This is a genomic window from Frigidibacter sp. ROC022 (assembly GCF_024723735.1).
Lineage (GTDB): Bacteria > Pseudomonadota > Alphaproteobacteria > Rhodobacterales > Rhodobacteraceae > SLM-1.
The window spans coordinates 1,105,980-1,126,690 of record NZ_JANQDU010000001.1 but is presented as its reverse complement, the minus strand read 5'-3'; the positions used below and the strand labels follow the sequence as shown (position 1 = coordinate 1,126,690).

The following is a 20,711-nucleotide window of genomic DNA, read 5'->3' as shown; positions in this document are numbered from 1 at the left end:
CAAGGGCCGGCAGAACCCGGCCCGGCGTCAGACCCGCCGGCCGGTCTCGCGGTCGAAGATGTGCAGTCTCTCCGGTGCGACCGACAAGGCCACGGTGTCGCCCGGCGCGATGTCGCGGCGGTCCGAGATGCTGACGTTGATCAGGTCCTGGCCGACCTCGACCGAGATGTTCAGCCGGTCGCCGGTATTCTCGGCGCTGTCCACCCGGCCGGAGAACTGACCCGGCCCCTCGGTCAGAACCTCGACATGTTCGGGCCGGAAGCCCAGCGTCACCGGGCGGGTGATGTTGTCGGGGATGGCGATGCTGGTGCCCAGGGCCTTGACGGTTCCCGCCGCCACCGGTTCGCTGTCCACCAGATTCATCGGCGGGCTTCCGATGAAGGCGGCGGCGAAGACGCTGGCGGGACGGTCATAGAGTTCGAGCGGCGGCGCGAACTGTTCGATCCGCCCCGCGTTCAGCAGCATGACCCGATCGGCCATGGTCAGCGCCTCGACCTGGTCATGGGTGACGTAGATCGCGGTCACGCCGAGGCGTTGCTGCAGGCGCCGGATCTCGCCGCGCATCTGCACGCGGAGCTTGGCGTCCAGGTTGCTGAGCGGTTCGTCGAACAGGAACACCTTGGGTTCGCGGACGATGGCCCGCGCCATGGCGACCCTCTGGCGCTGCCCGCCGGAAAGATCGCGCGGCTTGCGGTCGAGATAGGGCTCCAGATTCAGCAGGGCGGCAGCCTCGTTCGAGCGGCGGCTCCGCTCGACCTTGCCGAGGTCGAGCACCTCCAGCGGAAACTCGATGTTCTCGCGAACCGTCATGTGCGGGTAGAGGGCATAGGTCTGGAACACCATGGCGATGTCCCGTTCCTTCGGTGTCAGATGCGTCACCTCGCGCCCGTCGATCTCGATCTCGCCCGAGCTGGCGTCTTCCAGCCCGGCGACGATGCGCAGGAAGGTGGACTTGCCGCAGCCGCTTTCGCCCAGAACGGCAATGAATTCGCCGTCGGCAATGGCGATGTCGAGACCATGCAGGACTTCCACCGCACCGAAGGCCTTGCGCAGGCCGCGAACCGTTACATGCGCCATCTCAGGTCTCCTGCGGAGTCAGGCCAAGGCGGCCGAAGGCTTCGGGCGGGGCGTCGTGGCGCTGCATCTGTTCGCAGAGCGCCCGCGACAGACGTGCTTCCACCTCGGGATCGTCGAGCGGCGAGAGCTGCGCCGGGTCCGTCTGGACATCGTAGAGAAGCGAGGCGTTCTGTTCCATGACCGCCGGGCCATGGGACTGATACCAGGCCGATTCCGGCAAGACCGGCACGCGCAGCACGGGAACCCCATCGGCATAGGCCAGATTGGTCACCAGCGTCGCGCCCTGCAGTTCCTCGCGTCCGAAGGGCACCAGCATGTGGCTGGGCATCAGGGTATACTGGTTCAGCTCCTGTTTCAGGAGGTCCTCGGGATAGCGGAAATAGGTGTATCTGCCGTCGGTCACATTCACGGCGCCGCCGAAATAGCCGTAGATCACCGCCTCATGCCCCGGTTCGGCGGGATCGCGCAACGCCGGAAACAGCGACTTGCCGCGCACCGATTCCGGGATCGCGCAGCCGAAGGCGTCCAGCAGGGTCGGCATCAGGTCGGGCGTGTAGCTCAGCGTCTCGCAGGCGCTGCCGTCGCGGTCGGCATGGGCCGGGTGATGGATGAACAGGGGAATATGGGCGATCTCCTGATAGGCCGGCATCCGGTTCTTCGCCCACCAGCCATGCTCCCCGGTCAGATAGCCGTGATCGGTCGAGACGATCAGCATCGTATCCTCCCACATCCCGAGCGCGTCCATCTTGTCGAGCAGCCGGCCAAGCTGTTCGTCGCAATGCGCCAGCAGCGCCTTGTAATTGGCGCGCAGCTCGTCGGCCTCGCCGGCCTCCTCGGTCACCCGCGCATAGGGCGGCCAGTCCCGCACCGGGCCGTTCCAGCCGGTCTGGAAGCGTTGCTTGAGCCGCTCCGGCGCGTGGAACGGCTCGTGCGGGTCGAAGGTCTCGATCTGCAGGAACCAGTTGTCGGCCGCGTGGTTCCGGTCAAGGAACGCGCAGCCCAGGTCGAAGCACTGGACCGAGGAGAAGTCGCCCTCGTCCCTGATCTCGCCGCGATTGACCATGTTGTGATAGGCCAGATCGCCCGGGGTCTCGCTGTATTGCGCCTTGTGGTAGGTCTGGCGCCACGTCTCCAGCGGCGGATCGACCTCTGCCTTCCAGAGATCGCCCTCCTGCCCCCGGAGCATCTCGAAGCTGCTGTAGGTATTCAGATAGCCCGCACCGCCCGGTTCCAGATAATGGTAGTGATCGGTGATCATGTGGCTGTAGACACCCGATTTCTTCAGGATCCTGGGCATTGCCTCGTCGAAGGGTTCCAGCGGCCCCCAGCTGCGATGCAGGAAGTTCAGCCGTCCGGTCTGCAAATCCCGCCGCGCCGGCATGCAGGGCAGCGACCCGACATAGTGGCGGTCGAAACGCACCGAGCGTTCGGCCAGCCGGCGGAAGTTCGGCGTTTCCAGATCGGTCCCGCCATAGGGTTCGAGGTTGTGCCGGTTCAGGGTATCGAAGAGGACGAAGATCGCTCGCATGGCAGGTCTATTCTTTCGCGGAAGTCGTGGTGTTGCGGGTCAGTGAGATGTCGAGCGCGAAGTCGCGCCGCTCTCCGGGCATGAGGACGGGCAGTTCGCCGGCCGCGCGGGCCTCGCCCCGGCTGCGGTGAACCGTCGTGCAGGGTTCGATCCCCGCCATGTAATAGCCCGCGCCGCGCAGGCGGAGCAGTTGCAGGCAGGGCAAGGTCGCGGTGTCGAAGGAAATCCCCAGTTCGAGCCCGCGGGCCGGGTTCACCAGCCGGCAGGTCGCGATGCCGGGCGACGCCGGGCGATGCACCGAGATTTCCGACCGGTAGCTGTCGAGCGGCGGGCCGAAGGCCGAGCGCGGATCGTGCTCGGCGCTCTGCCAGAGCGGTTCCGAGGGATCGAACTCCAGCCGGCTGTCCGTATCGACCAGCGGGTAGCCGAGATTGAAGTGATACAGCATCATCGAGGGCGCGGGATGCGGGCCGATATTCTCGACCCGGTCCCGGATCCGCAGGTCGGCGCCGCCCAGCGACATCTCGATCCGCCGCCTGAGCCGCAGGGCGCCGCGAAAGTTCATCGCCTGGACCACCTCGCCTTCGCACCAGAGATGCGGCCGGTCGCCGGTCTCGCTCAGGCCGTGGCCGATCAGCCGTGCCGGCTGGTGCGCGCCCAGCCCATGCAGCGGGTAGTGGATGTCGGGCGTCGGGTGCAGCGGCATGTCCCGCGCGGATTCGGTCTCGGGCTGCCGGATGTGGTCGAAGCCGCAAGTCGAGAGGAAGCCGGAAAAGCCGCGCAGATAGCCCTGCCCGTCCTCGGCATGCGGGTCGATCAGCGCCGGATGCCGGTCGCCTGCCGGCGTGTGCCAGGACACCGTCTCGCCATCGCGGGCAAGACGGCCGATGTCGAACGAGCGATCGACGACGATCTCGGCCTCGAGCCCGGCGCCGGAGCGCATCTCGATCACCCGCACTCCGCGCCCTGCCCCGTCGTCCAGCGTCACCAGCCGGGTTCCGGCATAGGCTTCCAGACTGGCATGCCGCCGCCGCAGCGCCGCGAGATCGACGGGTGTCTGCTCGGGACCCGCGCTCACTTCACCGCCCCCGCCGTCAGCCCCTTGACGATGAACCGCTGGAAGAAGATCAGCACCAGCAGCGCCGGGATCGCCGACAGCACCGAGGCCGCGGCCATCTGGGTGTACTTGATCTCGTTTTCCTGCGCGAATTTGGCGATGCCCACGGGCACCGTCGCGGAATGGTTGTTGGTCAGCGCCAGGGCGACCGGAAACTCGTTCCAGCTGAAGATGAAGATCAGGATCCCGGTCGAGACCAGCCCGGGCATCATGATCGGCACCACGACGCGGCGCAGCAGCCGGACGAATCCCGCGCCGTCCACCACCGCCGCCTCTTCCAGCTCACGCGGGATTTCCCGCAGGAAGGACGACAACAGCCACAGCGCCATCGGCAGGTGCAGGGTGGTGTGGGCCAGGATCAGCGCGACCAGGGAATTGGCCAGCCCGATGGCGCGGAACACCTCGTACCAGGCCCCGGCCAGCGTCACCGGCGGCACCAGGTTGAACACGACGGACCAGAGCAGGAACAGGTGCACCACCCCCCGCGGCCACTGCATACGCAGCAGCGAATAGCCGGCCAGAAAGCCGACGCCGAGCGCCACGGCGGTGCTGATGCTGGCCACGATGACCGAGTTCAGGAAATTCCGGACGAAGGTCGAGGTATTGCCGAACAGCACCTCGGCATAGTTCAGCGTCACCGGCTTGAATGTCACATGGCCCATCAGCAGCACGATCTGGGTCTTCAGCGAGGCCGCCGCGATCCACAGGAAGGGCCCGAGGATCAGCACCGCGGCCAGGATCAGGGCGCCGTGCAGGACCAGGTTCACGGTGCGGCGCGAGTTGAACCTGCGGGATGAGACGCTCATCGGCTGCGGGCCTTCTGGCTGGTCATCGCGACCCCGATCACGAGCGCGACGAGGAACATCACAAAGATGGACATCGCGGCGCCATAGCCGGCGCTGTCCTGGACGAAGAACCGCTGGTAGATGGTGAAGCTGATCACCTGGGTCGAGGTGCCGGGGCCGCCGCCGGTCAGCAGATAGACCTCGTCGAACACCTTGAAGGCGATGATCGCCCGGAACACGAATGTGGTGAAGATCGCCGGCCACAACAGCGGCAGGACGATGCGCCGGAAGGTGCGCCAGCTGCCGGCGCCGTCGATCTGCGCCGCTTCGAACACGTCACGCGGCAAGGCCTCGACCGCCGCCAGCAGAAGCAGGAAGGAAAACGGGGTCCAGTGCCAGACATCGACCGCGATCACCGATGCCAGTGCCAGCGTCGAGGAGCCGAGCCAGTCGAACGGGCCCAGACCGACCAGGCCGAGCAGCTGGTTGATGACGCCGAACTGGGTATTGTACATCAGCTTCCAGATCGCGCCGATGATGATGCCGGGGACCAGGATCGGCAGCAGGAACAGGGTGCGATAGGCCTTGGCACTGCGGCCCAGCCGCGAGCAGATCAGCGCCAGGCCCAGACCCAGGCCGACCTGCAGGGTGGTGGCGCTGACGACCAGGATCAGGGTATTGACGATGCCGGCCTTGAACAGGGCATCCTCGGCCAGGGCGCGATAGTTCGCCAGCCCTTCCCATGTCCAGGTTGCGCTGCCCTCGGCCCAGGTCACCTTGGCAAAGCTCAGCGCCAACAGGTTCGCCAGCGGCAGCACCGACAGCAGGACCAGAAAGAGCAGAGCCGGCAAGACGGTGAAGAGCTTCACTCGGCGGCTGGCTTTGAGCATTGCCATCTTGAATCCGGTGTCTTGGGCCGCGAACGGTCGCGTGCCGGGGAAGGTCCCGGCCGCCGCAGCGGCCGGGCGGCGCCAACCTATTCCGTGAGATCGGGCAGGCGTCCGGTCTTGTAGCCGGCATCCCGCATGATCTTCTCGATCTCGGCGGCCATCGAGTTCAGCGCCTCGACCGCGCTGATCTCGCCCGCGACGGCACGGTTCAGGCCAACCTCGGTCACGGCGACGATCTCGGCGCCTTCCGGGATGGTCCACATCCGCCGCGCGGTCGGCAGGGCCTTGCGCATGGTGATCATGTAGCGGTTTTCGGGCTTGTCGGCAAAGTCGCTTTCATAGGCCGCGGCGCTGACCGGCGAGCCACCCATTTCGGCATAGGCGATCTGGGTCTCGGGCTTCTGGAACCAGCTGAGGAACGCCAGCGCGGCCTTCTTGTTCTCGTCCGGGATGTTCTTGGGAACGCCGGCCAGCCAGTGGCCGATGGCCGGAGCGCTGTCATGACCGGGCGCATGCGGCAGGTTCATGTAGCCGATCTTGCCCACCACCGCCGACTTGTTCGGGTCGTCCATCTGCGACTGCGCGGCCACCGGCAGGATCGCATGGGCGGCCTGCCCCGTGACGAGATACTGGATCAGGGTCGCCTGGTCCATCGCGGCGGGGTTGGGCGGGCCGACCTCGTTCGCGATCTTCAGATACATCTTCAGCGCCTCGAGCGACTCGGGGCTATTCAGGGTCACGAAGAAATCGCCGTTGCTTTCGTCCCGGAACAGCGAGCCGCCATAGCTGTTCATGTAGGGCCAGTAGTCCCAGCTGATCGAGATCGCGGCCCGCGCGGCGCGCTGCATCATGCCGACGATGCCTTCCTTCTCCTGGATCACCTTGGCATTGGCCAGCAGCTGATCCCAGGTCTCGGGGATTTCCAGCCCGTATTTCTCATAGAGATCAGCGCGATAGAACATCATCGTGATGTTGGGGTTGACCGGGATCGTCAACAGGTCGCCGGTCTCGCGGTTCACCGTCTTGGTCTTGCCGTCATACCAGAGCGTGTCGTCGAACGTGTAGATCTGCGGGTCCAGCTTGAACTCGGGATCAATGTCCGTCAGCGGCTCGAGGAAGCCGCCCTGATACATCTCGGGATAGAAGATGCCGTTGACGATCAGGATGTCGTATTCGCTTTCGGCCGCCCGCACCGCGTTGCGCTGCTTTTCCAGGCTGCCCGCATAGGGGTTGACGTCGAGAGAGACCTTGTTGCCGGTCTGCTCCTCGTAGAGATCGACGACATTGGCAAAGCCTTCCAACCAGGGCGACTGGTTGATGACGATGTTGATCGGCGCCTCGGTCTCGGCCTGGGCCGAAGGCGCGGCCAGAATGGCCAGTGCGGTGGCGGCCGCAACCGGCACGCCACGCAGACTCGTTCGAGTGAATTTCATAGCATCCTCCCCTGAAGCTGCGGGCATGGTGCCTCTGGCAAGCTAGAACTACAAACTTCTTTTTCTTTGAGTTGTGAACGCTTTTGTTATACCTGTCCTGGCGCGACGGGAAGGACCATCGATGATCAATCTGCGCCAGTTCCGCCACTTCATCGCCGTGCTGGAAAGCACCAGCCTGCTGGAGGCCTCGCGCAAGGTGAACATCAGTCAGCCGGCGCTGAGCAAGAGCATCGGATCGCTGGAATCCTACTACGGCGTCGCGCTGTTCCAGCGCCTGCCCCGCGGCGTGCGCCCGACGGCATTTGCCCTGACGCTCGAACCCCACGCGCGGCGGCTGCTGCATGATCTGGTCGAGAGCGAAACCGAAATGGCGGCCCTGGCGTCCGGCTCCACCGGAACGGTCGCGGTCGGGGTCGGCGCCGCCTTTGTCCCGATCGCCAGCGAGACCATTCGCGATCTCGACCGGGAATTTCCCGAAGTCCGGTTCAGGGTCATCACCGACCATGCGCGGAACCTGCGGCAGGCCCTGCTGGGAAACCAGATCGAGTTCTATGTCGGCATGGCGAACAGCGAGCTGGACGACCCGATGTTCGAGGTCGAGCGGCTGTTCGCGGACAATCTGCTTGGCATCTGCTCGCGCCATCACCCGTTCGCCGGGCAGGTCGTCCGGCCCGAACAGTGCCGTGACAGCGAATGGATCGTGCCGGCGCTCGAAGAGCCCGGCCGCGCCGCGCTGGATGCCTATTTCGTCTCGACGCTGAAGCGGAAACCGCGGGTCAAGGTCACGACCAACGCCGACCACCTGATGCGGCAGTTCCTGTCGGGCACCCGCTACCTGAGCATCACCCCGGAACTGAGCCTGCGGATGCGCGAGTTCTCCAGTTTCGGCCATTTCCGCCTGGCCGGCTTCGACTTCCAGCGAGAGGTCGGGATCGTCCGGCGGACGGGCGATTTCAGCACTCCGCTGGGCCGGCGCTTCTCGGAAATGCTGGCGACCAGGCTCCGGGCGCTGCCGAACCCGGATTGACGGCGGCGCTAGGCGGTCTCGTCCAACGCCCGGTCCAGATGGGTGTAGCCGCCATCGACAAAGACCCATTGCCCGGTGGTATGCCCGGCGCGCGGCGACAGCAGGAACACCACCTGATCCGCCAGTTCCGCGGGCCGGGTCATGCGGTGGCCGAGCGGAATCCGGCGGGTGATCTTGGCAAGCTGGGCCTCGGGATCGTCGAAGGTCCGGATCCAGCGTTCATAGAGCGGTGTCATGCTTTCGGCCGGGATCACCGCGTTCACCCGCACCCCGTCGCCGGCCAGCGCCGCCGCCCATTCCCGGGTCAGCGCCAGCTGCGCGCCCTTCGCCGCCGCATAGGCCGAGGTGTTGCCCTGCCCCGTCACCGCGGTCTTGGACGAGATGTTGACGATCGCGCCCGACTGCGCCTTCAGATGCGGCACGCAGAGATGCGCCATCGTGTAGTAGTGGACCAGGTTGTTCTCGATCGAGGCGCGGAACGCCTCGGGCCCGGCATCCAGTCCGATCGAGTCATTCGCGCCCGCGTTGTTGACCAGCCCGTCGATCCGGCCGAACGCCTCCAGCACCTCCGCCACGGCCGCAGAGCATTGCGCATCGTCGGTCAGCTCGGTCCGGATCAGCCGGGTCCCGGCGCTGTCGGCCCGAAGCTGATCGAGGAACCCGGGATCGGCGTCGCGGCGCGAGAGGATGACCGGAATCGCCCCCTCCGCGGCAAGCGAGGCCGAGATCGCCGCGCCAATGCCCGAGGCGCCGCCGGTGACGATCACCACCTTGCCGGCAAGACCCAGGTCCATTCAGCCAGCCCCCTGAAAGCGGAACTGCGTCAAGGTCTCCGGCTTCATCTCGATCGAGAAGCCGGGACGTTCCGGCGGCATGTAGGCGGCATTCTCGATCCGGCAGGGATCGACGAAATGCTCGTGCAGATGATCGACATATTCGATCACCCGCCCCTCGCGGGTTCCGGCGATGCAGAGGTAATCGATCATCGACAGGTGCTGCACATATTCGCACAGCCCGACACCGCCGGCATGCGGGCAGACCTTCAGGCCGTGTTTCGCGGCCATCAGCATCACCGCCAGGATTTCGTTGACGCCGCCGAGTCGGCAGGAATCGATCTGCACCACATCCACCGCGCCGCGCATGATGAACTGCTTGAACAGGATGCGGTTCTGGCACATCTCTCCGGTCGCGACCTGCACCGGGGCCACTGCCTCGCGGATCTTGCGATGCCCTTCCACGTCGTCCGGGCTGGTCGGTTCCTCGATGAACCAGGGCTTGGCGAAGGCCAGTTGCCGCACCCAGTCGATGGCCTGATCGACCTCCCAGACCTGGTTGGCGTCGATCATCAGGTTGACGTCCGGGCCGCATTCGTCCCGCGCGATGGTCAGGCGCCGGATGTCGTCCTGCAGATCGCGGCCGACCTTCAGCTTGACGTGGTTGAACCCGGCATCCACAGCCTCGCGGCACAGGCGCCGCAGTTTCTCGTCGCCATAGCCGAGCCAGCCGGCCGAAGTGGTGTAGCAGGGATAGCCCTCGGCCTTCAGGCTGGCCAGACGCTCGGCCTTGCCCTCGGCGGCGCGGGTCAGGAAATCGAGCGCCCATTCCGGCGTGATGCAATCGGTCAGATAGCGGAAGTCGATGCAGCGCACGATCTCGGCGGGGGTCATCTCGGCGACGAGTTGCCAGACCGGCTTGCCCTCGGCCTTGGCCCACAGATCCCAGGCGGCATTGACCACGGCACCGGTGGCCAGATGGATCGCGCCCTTGTCGGGGCCGATCCAGCGCAGCTGGCTGTCGCCGGTGACATGGCGCCAGAACCGGCCCATGTCCTCGGCGATCCAGTCCAGTTCCAGCCCGACCAGAAGCGGCCGCAGCGCATTGATCGCGGCGACGCAGATCTCGTTGCCGCGCCCGATGGTGAAGGTCAGCCCGTGGCCCTGATGGGGTCCATCCGTTTCGAGGATGACATAGGCGGCGGAATAGTCCGGATCGGGGTTCATCGCGTCCGAACCATCCAGCGATTGCGAGGTCGGGAAGCGCAGGTCGATGGTACGAAGACCGGTGATCTTCATGCCCGCACGACCTTCTGGGTCTGCTCGCCCAGCCCTTCGATGCCAAGGCGCATGGTCTCGCCACCCTTGAGGAAGACAGGCGGCTTCTGCCCCAGCCCGACCCCAGGCGGCGTTCCGGTCGAGATCACGTCGCCTGACTGCAGCGACAGGAACTGCGACAGGTAGCTGATGATCTTCGGCACCTGGAAGATCATCGTCGCGGTGCTTCCGTCCTGGTAGCGATGCCCGTCGACCTCGAGCCACATTTTCAGATTGCCGATGTCTCCGGCTTCGTCGGGTGTGACCAGCCAGGGGCCGATCGGGCCGAAGGTGTCGCAGCCCTTACCCTTGTCCCAGGTTCCGCCACGCTCGATCTGCCATTCGCGTTCCGAGACATCGTTGACGACGCAGTAGCCGGCAACATGCGACAGGGCGTCGGCTTCGTCGATGTAGCGGCCCGGCTTGCCGATCACGACGCCCAGTTCCACTTCCCAGTCGGTCTTCTTCGAACCGCGGGGGATTTCGACATCGTCATCCGGACCGCAGACCGCCGAGGTCCATTTGTTGAAGACAACCGGCTCGGTGGGAATTTCCGCGCCGGTCTCGGCCGCATGATCCGCGTAGTTGAGCCCGATGCAGATGAACTTGCCGATATGGCCCACGCAGGGACCGATCCGGGGATTGCCGGACACCAGCGGCAGGTCGTCCACATTCATTTCGGAGAGCCGCGCCATGGAACCGGGCGTCAGGACGTCACCGGAAATGTCGTCCACCACCGCCGACAGATCGCGGATCGCGCCGGATGCGTCGAGCAGACCGGGTTTTTCCTGGCCCTTGGGACCAAAGCGCAGAAGTTTCATTGTTGCCTCGTTGTCGCTGGAAGTCCCCGGGGCACCGCGGCGCGGCCCCCGGGGAGAAGGAATCGCAATCAGTCGTAGAGAACGGCCGCGATTTCGGGATCGTCGATATTGGTCGCGTCGTACCAGTAGAAGCCGGTATCGATCGACGGCGGGACGGATTCGCCCTTGGCCGCGGCGACCGCCGCCTTCACGGTCTCATAGCCGATGCCGACCGGGTTCTGGGTGATCGCGCCGGCCATCAGGCCTTCGCGGATCGCGTCGGTCTGCGCCTTGCCGGAATCGTAGCCGATGATGGTGAGACCCTTGGTCCCCATCTCGCGCACGCCGTTCACGACGCCGATGGCCGAGCCTTCGTTGGTTCCGAAGATGCCGACCAGGTCGGGATTGGCGGTCAGCAGCGCCTTGGTGATCTCGGTCGACTTCAGCTGATCGCCGCCGCCGTATTCGATGGCCACGATCTCGATATCGGGATGTGCCTCCTTCATCCGGTTCACGAAGCCGTCGCGACGATCGACGCCGGTCCGCGAGGTCTGGTCATGCGCGACCACGGCCACCTTGCCCTTGCCGCCGACCAGTTCCGCCATCTTGTCGGCCGCCAGAGCCGCCGCCGCCACGTTGTCGGTCGAGGCCGTGGTCACCGGGATGTCGCTGTCGACGCCGGAGTCGAAGGCGATGATCGGAATGCCGGCTTCCTGCGCCTGGCGGAGCAGCGGAATCGCGGCCTGGCTGTCGAGCGCGGCAAAGCCGATCGCCTTGGGCTTGTTGGCCAGCGCGGCGGCCAGCATGTCCATCTGCTTGTCGACCTGGGATTCGTTGTCCGGCCCCTCGAAGGTGACCCGCACCCCCAGCTCATCCGCCGCCTGCTGGGCGCCGGCGTTCACGGCTTGCCAGAACTGGTGCTGGAAGCCCTTGGAAATCAGCGGGATGTACATTTCATCCTGCGCGAATGCTCCGGTCACGCTACCGGCCGTGGCAAGCGCGGCAACCGCGCCCAACAGGGTTCTTCTGGTGAACATTTGGTATCCTCCTCTGGGTTCACTGGTTAAGTTCACGTCCTTGGTTCGGTGGACCATGCCGGCTCAGCCGGGCGCACGCCGGCGCAGCTGGTCGGCATAGACCGCGACGATGATGATGGCGCCGGTCACGACCGTCTGCCATTCGGGGGCGACCGACAGGACGCGCAGCCCGTTGGTCAGCACGGCCATGATGAGCGCACCGATCAGCGTGCCGAGAATGGTGCCGCGCCCGCCGGACAGGCTGGTGCCGCCGATCACCACCGCGGCGATGGCCTCGAGCTCGTAGCCGAGGCCGAGCGCCGGTTGCGCGGAATTCAGGCGGCTTGCGATGAGCAGCCCGCCGACCCCGACGATGGCGCCCGCGACGGCATAGATCGCCATTTTCCAGGCATCGGCGTTGACCCCCGAGAGCCGGACCGCCTCTTCGTTCGATCCCAGGGCGAAGGTGTAGCGCCCGAGCACGGTCCGCGACAGCACCCAGGACACCAGCCCGGCAATCACGAAGAGGATGAGAACCCCGTTCGGCACCGGGAAGGCGGGAACCACCCAGCCCACCAGGGACCCGCGCGAGATCTGGTCGAAGCCGGGCGTGTCGTTGAAGTAGATCGGCCGCGTTCCCGTCACGATCAGCGACAGGCCCTTGAGAATGAGCATCATGCCCAGCGTCGCGATGAAGGGCGGGATCTTCATCTTCGCGACCAGGCTGCCCGAGATCAGCCCCGACAGCGCCCCGGTGCCGATGGCCGTCACCACGCCGACGATCAGCGGCGCGCCCAGCCAGGTCAGCACCACGCCGGTCATCACCGCGCAGAAGGTCATCAGCGTGCCGATCGACAGGTCGATGCCGCCGGTGATGATGATCAGGGTCACGCCGATCGCCAGAACGCCGTTGACCGAGGCCGCCTGAAGGATCGCCAGCAGGTTGGAGACCTGCATGAAGTTCGAATTGGCAACCGAGAAGCCGATCACCAGGACGATCAGGCTGGCAAAGGCCAGAAGCTTCTGCTGGGTCGCCCCTCGGCGGCCGTTCCTTGCACTGGAGTCCGTTTTAGAGGCCGTCATTCTGCTGTCATCCCTTCACGTTGGGTGGCCAGGGCCATGATCTCTTCCTGCGCCGCGCCGCCGGGCAGGATCCCGGTCAGGCGGCCCTCGCACATGACCGCGATGCGATGCGACAGGCGCAGCACCTCGGGCAGTTCGCTGGAGATGACGATGATCGCCTTCCCGCGCGCCGCAAGATCGTTCAAAAGGCGGTAGATTTCGGATTTGGCGCCGACGTCGATGCCGCGCGTCGGCTCGTCGAAGATCAGGATATCGCAATCCCGCAGCAGCCATTTCGCGATGACCACCTTCTGCTGGTTGCCCCCCGACAGGAACCGGACCTGCTGCTGGTCATGCGGGGTGCGGATGTTCAGGGTCCGGATATAGTCCTGCGCGATCCCGGCCAGCCGGTGCTCGTCGATCCGGCCGATGCGGTCGGCATAGCGGCCGAGGCTGGCCAGCGCGATATTGGCCCGCACGTCGAGCCCCAGTGCCAGGCCGTAATGCTTGCGGTCCTCGGACAGATAGCCGATCCCGGCCGCCACCGCATCCGACGGGCTGCGGATCGTCATGTGATGACCATGCACGACGATCTCGCCCTCGTCGGGCGGCTCGGCCCCGAAGATCGCGCGGGCAAGCTCGGTGCGCCCGGCGCCCATCAGCCCGGCGAAGCCGAGGATTTCGCCCTTACGCAGGCTGAAGGTGACGTCCTTCACGTCGCGGCCGCGGCTGAGATGGCGCACCTCGAGCGCGACCTCCGCCCTGGACAGATCGGGCACCTCGACCGGCTCGTCATCGACATCGCGTCCGACCATCATCGAGATGATCTGCGAAATCGGGGTATCGGCGGCCTGCACCGTGCCCACATAGCTGCCGTCGCGCATCACCGTCACCCGGTCCGAGATGCGCCGGATCTCGTCCATCTTGTGGCTGATGTAGATGATGCCCACGCCTTCGGACCTGAGACGGCGAATGATCGTGAAGAGTTCCTCGATCTCGGCTTCGGTCAGCGCCGCCGTCGGCTCGTCCATGATCAGGACCCGCGAACGGAACGACAGGGCCTTGGCGATCTCGACCATCTGCTGCCGGGCGATGGTCAGCGACGAAACCGGGGCCTTCGGGTCGATCGAGACATTCATGCCCTCGAACAGCGCCGCGGCATCGGCGTTGAGCTTCGCCTCGTCGATCCGGCCGAAGGACAGGCGCGGCTCGCGGCCGATCCAGATGTTCTGCGCGACGGTCAGGTCGCGCATGAGTTCCAGTTCCTGGTGGATGATGCCGATCCCGAGGTCCTGCGCCGCCTTGGGCGTGGACAGCTGCACCTCGTTGCCGTCGATGACGATGCGGCCCGACGTCGGCTGATAGATGCCCGACAGGCATTTCATCAGGGTCGACTTGCCGGCGCCGTTCTCGCCCATCAGCGCATGCACCTCGCCGGCGCGCAGATCGAAATCCACCGACTTCAGGGCATGGACGCCCGGAAACCTCTTGTCGATCTGCTCCATGCGGATCAGGTCGGTCGTCGCCGTCATGATGGCCTCCTCCCCCTCCCGGACGCTGTCAGATGGTCACGCCGCCGTCCACCAGCAGCGCCTGACCGGTCACGAACCGGCTTTCATCCGCCAGCAGATAGATGACCATCGGCGTGATATCATCGACCGTCGCAAGCCGCCCCATCGGCTGCCGGGCGACGAAATCCTTCTCGGCCTGAACCGGATCGGGGGCCGCCTTGATCCGGCCGCGAAGCGAAGGCGTGTCCACGGTTCCGGGGCACAGCGCGTTGCAGCGCAGGCCCTGCTTGACGAAATCGGCGGCGACCGCCTTGGTCAGGCCGATGACCGCGGCCTTGGTCGCGCCGTAGGCGGCGCGGTTGACGAAACCTTTGATCGACGAGGCCATCGACGCCATGTTCAGGATGGAGGCCGTCCCGGTCTCTTCGGCGCGTTCCAGCATGCCCGGAAGGCAGGCCCGTGTCAGGCGCAGGGCAGAGGTCACGTTGACATCCAGACTGCCCTGCCAGGCGTCGTCCGACAGGTCGAGGATCGTGCCGTGATGCACGATCCCGGCGCAGTTGAACAAGCCGTCCAGCGGGCCGACCTTCCGGGCGATCTCCTTGATCGCCTGCGGGTCGGTCACGTCGAGCTGCGCGGTCTCGATCCCGGCATCCGAAAGACCGTCAAGCAGCGCCGCATCGCGATCCGTGGCGATGACCTGCGCCCCCTCGGCGGCACAGGCGAGCGCGGATGCGCGCCCCATCCCCTGCCCGGCTGCCGTCATCAGAATCTTCTTGCCACTCAGTCGCACGGATTGGTTCCCCCAGCATCTCGAATCCTCGCCCATCTTTGGCGACTCCGCTGCCAGGTTGTCAAGTGGCCTGACCAGTTGTATTCTCCGGCAAGTTGGCAATCCGAACGGCCCTGCGCGACGGATTGAACGCTGTGCGAGGGATCCGATGAAGCTTCAGGCTGTCACGAACCGAAAACTCTACATCCAGATCGCGGACCAGATCCGCGAGAAGATCCTGTCCGGCGAGGCGCAGCCGGGACGGCAACTGCCCTCGGAACGCGACCTGGCCCAGAGCCTGGGCGTTTCCCGGCCGACGGTCCGCGAGGCGCTGATCGCGCTGGAGGTGGCCGGCCTTGTGGAAGTCCGCGTCGGCGTCGGCGCCTTCGTGCGCGCCGAATCCCGGCAGCCGCAGGCCCTCACCGAACATGACGCCTCGCCCATCGAGGTGATGGCCGTGCGACGGCTGCTGGAGCCCGAGGCCGCGGCGCTTGCCGCGGCGCATATCGAGCCCGGCGAACTGCAGCGGCTCGAAACCGTGCTGGCCAGCATGGAAGACGAAACGCGCCACGGAAGCTGGAGCGCCCGGAACGACCGTGCCCTGCACCTGACCATCGCCGAGGCCTGCAAGAACGAGGTCCTGCGCGAGCAGCTCGAGTTTCTCTGGAACATGCGGTCGCAGGAGGTCGACAAGCGGTTCCACGAGCATCTGGCCGGTATCGCCGAGGTTCGCGAGCAGATCCTGCGGGACCACCAGGCGATCTCCCGGGCCATTCTGGCAAGGGACAGCGACGGCGCCCGGGCGGCGATGACCCGGCACCTGGACTATGTCGCGCGGGCCATGTTCGACGTCTGGGATTAGCCCGGCGTCCAGGCGCCGCGCCGGATCATGCGCCGTTGTCTGCCGCCCGCCCCCATCGGCAGATTCTGGACTTCGGGTGCCAGGCGCTTCATACCCGATCCCGTCCGCCAGGGGCCCGGCCCGAAGATCCGGGACCAGATTGCCCAGCCAGCCCGCCGAAGGTCAGAAGCACATGCACCCGATCATCGCCCCCGAAATCTTCACGCTGCGCCCCGATTTCGTCGCCATCAGCCTGTCCGTCCGAGGGGCACGCAACGGCCCGAGCGATGACGCAAGCGAGGCGCTTCTGGCGCGGTCCGTCGCCGGGCTGGATGAAGCGCCCTGGGCCGACGCGCATCTCGACGCCTGGCGCGACGCCTATCGGGCCTTCGGAGCCAAGCCCAAGCGCACCCCCTGTTCCGCCGAAGCGCTGCGCAAGCGCGCCCGGAAAGACGGCCGGATGCGGGCGCTGAATGCGGTGGTGGACATCTACAACGCCATCAGCCTGGAATTCGCCATCCCGGTCGGCGGGGAGGACGCCGAAAGCTACGACGGCCGGCCACGGCTCTGCCGCGCCAGCGGTCAGGAGCCCTTTCACACGACCGCGGACGGCCGGCCCGTGGTCGAGACCCCGGACCCCGGCGAGGTCATCTGGCGCGACGACGCCGGCGTCACCTGCCGGCGCTGGAACTGGCGCCAGGGTCCGCGCACCCAGATCACCGAGGACTCCCGCGACATGTGGTTTGTCCTGGAGCGTCTCGATCCCATGCCTCAGACGTCCCTGCTTCAGGCCGGGCAGGCCCTGACCGACGGACTCCGCCGCCTGTCCCCCGATCTGACGGTCTCGGTCCTGCAGTTCGACGCGGCGAACCCGTCGGGCCTGGCGCTGTCCTCGATCCACTGACCCCGTCGCCCTGACCGGCCCGCGCCCCGCTGGTGCCGGGGATGTCCCGCAAGGGCAAGGTTCCGGCCGTTCGGACCGACTCCGCTGCCGAACTCATCGGGATACGGCAAACAACGCCGGCCCGCCTTTGACCAGGATCATGGAAGACAGAGGGACGACCCCGGATGGTGGCCTGGCTCGTCACAGAATTCGGAGCGCCCCCATGTCACGCTTCTCCAATGCGTCAAGCCTCCCCACCGTGCCGACCGGCGTGGTCGCGTGGTTCCGAGCGATCGGCGGCACCCATCCTCTCTGGCCCGCTGCCGCTCTGCCACCCACGACAAGGCGGGTCCATGGCCTGGGCGGGGCGGCGCAATGACGTTGAAGACCGCATGCAAGCACCTATGGGCGGCCTTGTTCCCGGGCCTTGCCATGCTGGCCCCGCCGGCGCTGGCAGAGGACCCGTCCCTGGCCCGGCAACTGACGCGGACCATCGAGCAGCGGCTGATTTCGGACCAGGTGGCAGGCGCGGTGGTCGTGCTGATCGAAGACGGCGTGCCGGTCTGGACCGGCGCCTTCGGTCTGGCCGATCCGGCCCGCGGCCTCTCGATGACAACCGACGCGCTGTTCCGGGTGGAATCCATCTCGAAACCGGTCACCGCCTGGGGTGCGATGCAACTGGCCGAAGGCGGGCGGCTGGACCTCGATGCGCCGGTGACGGACTGCCTGAAACGCTGGCAACCGCCCGAGGGCACCGCGCCCTTCACCCTGCGGCAACTGTTGCAGCAGACCGCGGGGATCGGCCTGGGCGACTATGCGGCGCGCTATGCCCCCGAGGCACCCCGGCCGACCCTGCCGGAGCACATGGCCGCGGACTTCGCCATGATCGCCGCACCGGGGGCGGGCTTTGCCTATTCGGACACCGGCTACAACCTGGCCGAACTGGTGATCGAGGATTGCACGGGCGAGGATTTCGGCACCCTGATGGCGCGCGAGGTGATGCGCCCGCTCGGCATGGAGCGGGCCAGTTTCGACTGGACCGGGGCCGGGATGCCCGTGGGCCACGACCTGCGCGGGCGGCCCGTGGCGCCCTATCTCTATCCCGGGCGGGCCTCGGGCGGGATGATGGCCACCGCGGCGGATATCGCGCGTTTCGCTGCCGCCGGGATGCAGGGCGCCGATCAGGATTTGCTGTCGCATGAAGCCGTCGCCGAACTGCATCGGCCCGCGGTCCCGGTCGGCGGGTTGTTCGGCCTGGTCACACAGGGCTACGGGCTGGGACATTTCACCGAGACGCTCTCGGACGGGCGCGCGGCGGTCTGGCATGGCGGGCAGGGCTTTGGCTGGATGAGCCACATGCACATCGTGCCGCAGACCGGCGACGGCATCGTGATCCTCTCCAACAGCCAGCGCGCCTGGCCGCTGTTCGCCGCGGTGCTGCGCGACTGGTCCGACAGCCTGGGCGTGGCGCCTGTGGGCATGACGCGGGTGCTCTGGGCAGAGACTGCAGCGCGTATCGGCATCGGGGCGTTGCTGGGGCTGGCGCTTGCGGCCCTGTGGCTGGCGCGGCGCCCCCGCTCCCGCCCGGCGCGGATCGCGGCAGGCGGGATTGCCGCCGCCCTGCTCGGCTGGCCGCTGTGGGCCGCCATGCAGGACTATCTGTTCCTGTTCTCGATCCTGCCCGGCCTCTGGCCCTGGCTTGGCGCGGCCTCGGCCCTGGCAGCGGGCGGGCTGCTTCTCGTCGCCGTCGCGCCGGAACGGAAGAGATGAAGACCCTGCGGCTGACGGTGCTTCCGATGCCCGCCGAGCATGCCGGCAACCTGCCGTGGACAGGACGGCCTACCCAAACCGCACCCATCGACCGGCCGGACCCGGCGGCCGAGCCGATCCAGCCCGTCAAAGCGGTGCCTCAGCGGGATTTCAGCGCCCCCCATAGGGACCGGCGCGACGCAGGCAGGCCGTCCCCGAAGGACGTCGATCTCTTGACCACGAGGCCCGACCCCTTGCCGGCCTTCGCCCGTGAGACTGGTGCCATCGTGCTTCGATGCCCTCACCGCCCCGGCGCGCCCTCCCCCGGCAGGCGCCGCGCCACGCCGATGGCCACCAGCCACAGCAGCCCGACCGCGATCCACAACGGTCTGGTCCCGCCCGCGCCCTCTCCGGGGATCAGCGGCAGCAGGCCCAGGGTGGTGTTCGAGGCCGCATGAAACAGATGCACGACGATCAGGCTGCCTTCGCTCTGCAGCCAGAGCCAGGTATAGAGGATCGAGAACCCGAGGGTCTGCGCCGCAAAGAGCGACAGCGGAATTGCGGCATGGAAATCCCCCGGCAGAGCCCAGAGCGGCAGGTGCCACAGTGCCCAGACGAGGCCCAGCACCAGGCTGGCACGCAGGGGGCCGGTCCGTTCCAGCAACCGCGGCAGCAGATAGCCGCGCCAGCCGGTCTCCTCTCCGGCGACGCTGAAGGCCAGCACCCAGAGGAAGATCACCGGGGCAAAGACCAGGACGCGCGGCGACAGCCACTCGGCCCTGCCCCCCAGCAGCCAATCGACCCCCAGTGCCGCCAGGCCCAGAACGGCCGTCGAGAGCAACGCGAAGGTCCAGACCCAGACCGGTGCCCGCCAGCGGGCAAAGCCCGAAAGCAGGCACCGCAACTCCCCGGCCTGCGCCGCCAAGATCACCGCCGCCAGGCTCGGGCCGTAGCTGCCGGCAATGCGCCAGATGCTCGCCTCGCTACCGGTCAGGATCGCCCAGCCCCAGGCGGCCCAGGACAAGAGGAAAGCCAGGCCGACGAAGAGCGCCGCCTGTCTCACGACGCCCGCCCCTGCAGCCGGTCGCCGCGAACCAGGAAGCGCCCCGCGATCCGAAGCCCGAGCGGTTCGCCGGAAATCGGCGGCTCCCCCTCGGCCGCGGGCCGCTGGGCGTGGATGTGGAGATGCGGCTCGGTGCTGGCGCCGGAATTGCCCGCCTCGCCAAGCGGTGTGCCCACCGCCACCCGGTCGCCCGGTCCGGCGGAGAGGCTGCCCTGCCGCAGATGGGCCAGGACGATCTCGACATCGCCGCACCGCAGAATGACATGGTTGCCCAGCCGGTTCACCTCGTCCATCTGCGGCACGTCGTAGTCCGGCATTCCGTTTTCCGCGGCCACCACCGTCCCCGCACAGGGGGCGCGGACCATGGCCCCGAAGATCGCATAGGCCGCGGGATCGGCGGGCCTCCAGCCGCGCGCCCGCAGCCCCCAAGGGCCAAGTCCGAAGAAGTCCACCGCATAGGATTGCCCGCGCCATGGTTTGAAACGCGCCACCGCCGCGTCCAGCGTCTTCACATGACCGTTGACCAGAAGGTTCGAGCCGCCATGCCCCACGAGATACCGACCAGGCCCGAAGGGGTTGGCGATGTCCACCACCTCGACCGGCGGAAGGCGACGCCCCGCCAGGGCCTGCGCACCATACCAGCCGCCAAGCCCCAGGAGCAGCAGCGACAAGACCAGCCCGCCCCAGCCCCAGGGCCCGTCGGGCAGCAGCGGCAGACCCGCCAGACCCTTTCGCAGCGGCTGGACGAGAACCGCGACCAGCCAGAGCCCGGCATAGACCCGCGGCAACCACCAGACCGGCACCGCCCATTGCGCGACCCTCGCCAGCGCGAACAGAACGGCCCCGGTGCCAAGGGCCTGCAGGACGAAGCCCAGCAGACTGCCCGCCGGAAGGAAGACCAGCGCCAGTAGCAGCGCCAGCGGCAAGGCCAGTTGAACGGTCAGGATCAAGACATTCATGGCGCCCCCCCAAGGAAGCGGGCCCCGGTCACATCGCCAATGCAGAAGGGAAAACGGGACCCGGTTTCAAACATGTTGCCAGGCTCGACATGGAAGGGCGGCCGGGAG

General features: G+C 66.9%; 19 protein-coding genes. 4 read left to right on the top strand and 15 right to left on the bottom strand.

The window, feature by feature from the left end:
• Window positions 1–27: 27 nt before the first annotated feature.
• From NUW50_RS05440 to NUW50_RS05415, 6 genes are all read right to left on the bottom strand, one after another.
• Window positions 28–1,077 carry an ABC transporter ATP-binding protein gene (locus NUW50_RS05440; protein WP_258288048.1) on the bottom strand — a complete coding sequence of 350 codons (1,050 nt, stop codon included), beginning with the start codon at window positions 1,075–1,077 and terminating at the stop codon, window positions 28–30.
• 1 nt (window position 1,078) lies between these two features.
• A complete protein-coding gene (locus NUW50_RS05435; protein WP_258288047.1) occupies window positions 1,079–2,605 on the bottom strand; it encodes a sulfatase in 1,527 nt (508 codons plus the stop codon).
• A 7-nt stretch (window positions 2,606–2,612) separates the two neighbouring features.
• Entirely contained in the window at window positions 2,613–3,683 is a 1,071-nt protein-coding gene (locus NUW50_RS05430; protein WP_258288046.1) for an aldose 1-epimerase family protein, read from the bottom strand.
• Window positions 3,680–4,528, bottom strand: a complete 849-nt coding sequence (locus NUW50_RS05425; RefSeq protein WP_258288045.1) for a carbohydrate ABC transporter permease — start codon at window positions 4,526–4,528, stop codon at window positions 3,680–3,682. The genes NUW50_RS05430 and NUW50_RS05425 overlap by 4 nt, the downstream gene beginning before the upstream one ends.
• On the bottom strand, window positions 4,525–5,403 hold the full coding sequence (locus NUW50_RS05420) for a carbohydrate ABC transporter permease (RefSeq protein WP_258288044.1): 879 nt from the start codon (window positions 5,401–5,403) through the stop codon (window positions 4,525–4,527). The genes NUW50_RS05425 and NUW50_RS05420 overlap by 4 nt, the downstream gene beginning before the upstream one ends.
• An 80-nt stretch (window positions 5,404–5,483) precedes the next feature.
• Window positions 5,484–6,830: an extracellular solute-binding protein gene (locus NUW50_RS05415; protein ID WP_258288043.1), complete on the bottom strand. Its 1,347-nt coding sequence runs from the start codon at window positions 6,828–6,830 to the stop codon at window positions 5,484–5,486.
• Between the two features lie 121 nt (window positions 6,831–6,951).
• Between NUW50_RS05415 and NUW50_RS05410 the strand changes: the two genes are divergently transcribed.
• Entirely contained in the window at window positions 6,952–7,857 is a 906-nt protein-coding gene (locus NUW50_RS05410) for a LysR family transcriptional regulator (RefSeq protein ID WP_258288042.1), read from the top strand.
• Window positions 7,858–7,865: 8 nt separating this feature from the next.
• Here NUW50_RS05410 and NUW50_RS05405 read toward each other — a convergent pair whose 3' ends face one another.
• From NUW50_RS05405 to NUW50_RS05375, 7 genes are all read right to left on the bottom strand, one after another.
• Complete coding sequence (locus NUW50_RS05405; RefSeq protein ID WP_258288041.1) at window positions 7,866–8,651, bottom strand: SDR family oxidoreductase; 786 nt, start codon at window positions 8,649–8,651, stop codon at window positions 7,866–7,868.
• The gene (locus NUW50_RS05400; protein ID WP_258288040.1) at window positions 8,652–9,929 is read right to left on the bottom strand and encodes an L-fuconate dehydratase; all 1,278 of its coding nucleotides are present in this window, start codon (window positions 9,927–9,929) and stop codon (window positions 8,652–8,654) included. It lies immediately after the preceding gene.
• Window positions 9,926–10,768, bottom strand: a complete 843-nt coding sequence (locus NUW50_RS05395) for an ureidoglycolate lyase (protein WP_258288039.1) — start codon at window positions 10,766–10,768, stop codon at window positions 9,926–9,928. The genes NUW50_RS05400 and NUW50_RS05395 overlap by 4 nt, the downstream gene beginning before the upstream one ends.
• Window positions 10,769–10,836: 68 nt before the next feature.
• Window positions 10,837–11,784: an ABC transporter substrate-binding protein gene (locus NUW50_RS05390; RefSeq protein ID WP_258288038.1), complete on the bottom strand. Its 948-nt coding sequence runs from the start codon at window positions 11,782–11,784 to the stop codon at window positions 10,837–10,839.
• A 63-nt stretch (window positions 11,785–11,847) separates the two neighbouring features.
• Window positions 11,848–12,846 (bottom strand): ABC transporter permease, encoded by a 999-nt coding sequence (locus NUW50_RS05385; RefSeq protein ID WP_258288037.1) that lies wholly within the window; start codon window positions 12,844–12,846, stop codon window positions 11,848–11,850.
• A complete protein-coding gene (locus tag NUW50_RS05380; protein ID WP_258288036.1) occupies window positions 12,843–14,357 on the bottom strand; it encodes a sugar ABC transporter ATP-binding protein in 1,515 nt (504 codons plus the stop codon). The genes NUW50_RS05385 and NUW50_RS05380 overlap by 4 nt, the downstream gene beginning before the upstream one ends.
• 28 nt (window positions 14,358–14,385) lie before the next feature.
• A complete protein-coding gene (locus NUW50_RS05375; RefSeq protein WP_258288035.1) occupies window positions 14,386–15,102 on the bottom strand; it encodes an SDR family oxidoreductase in 717 nt (238 codons plus the stop codon).
• Window positions 15,103–15,277: 175 nt separating this feature from the next.
• Here NUW50_RS05375 and NUW50_RS05370 point away from each other — a divergent pair, with 175 nt between their 5' ends.
• From NUW50_RS05370 to NUW50_RS05360, 3 genes are all read left to right on the top strand, one after another.
• Window positions 15,278–15,970, top strand: coding sequence for a FadR/GntR family transcriptional regulator (locus NUW50_RS05370; RefSeq protein ID WP_258288034.1), 693 nt, complete (start codon window positions 15,278–15,280; stop codon window positions 15,968–15,970).
• A 172-nt stretch (window positions 15,971–16,142) separates the two neighbouring features.
• Window positions 16,143–16,853, top strand: a complete 711-nt coding sequence (locus NUW50_RS05365) for a B3/B4 domain-containing protein (protein ID WP_258288033.1) — start codon at window positions 16,143–16,145, stop codon at window positions 16,851–16,853.
• 411 nt (window positions 16,854–17,264) lie between these two features.
• Complete coding sequence (locus NUW50_RS05360) at window positions 17,265–18,602, top strand: serine hydrolase domain-containing protein (protein WP_258288032.1); 1,338 nt, start codon at window positions 17,265–17,267, stop codon at window positions 18,600–18,602.
• Window positions 18,603–18,882: 280 nt separating this feature from the next.
• Here the strand turns inward: NUW50_RS05360 and NUW50_RS05355 are convergent, their stop codons facing one another.
• On the bottom strand, window positions 18,883–19,644 hold the full coding sequence (locus NUW50_RS05355; RefSeq protein ID WP_258288031.1) for a CPBP family glutamic-type intramembrane protease: 762 nt from the start codon (window positions 19,642–19,644) through the stop codon (window positions 18,883–18,885).
• The gene (locus tag NUW50_RS05350) at window positions 19,641–20,603 is read right to left on the bottom strand and encodes a peptidoglycan DD-metalloendopeptidase family protein (protein ID WP_258288030.1); all 963 of its coding nucleotides are present in this window, start codon (window positions 20,601–20,603) and stop codon (window positions 19,641–19,643) included. Before NUW50_RS05350 ends, NUW50_RS05355 begins: the two co-directional genes overlap by 4 nt.
• Window positions 20,604–20,711 lie beyond the last annotated feature (108 nt).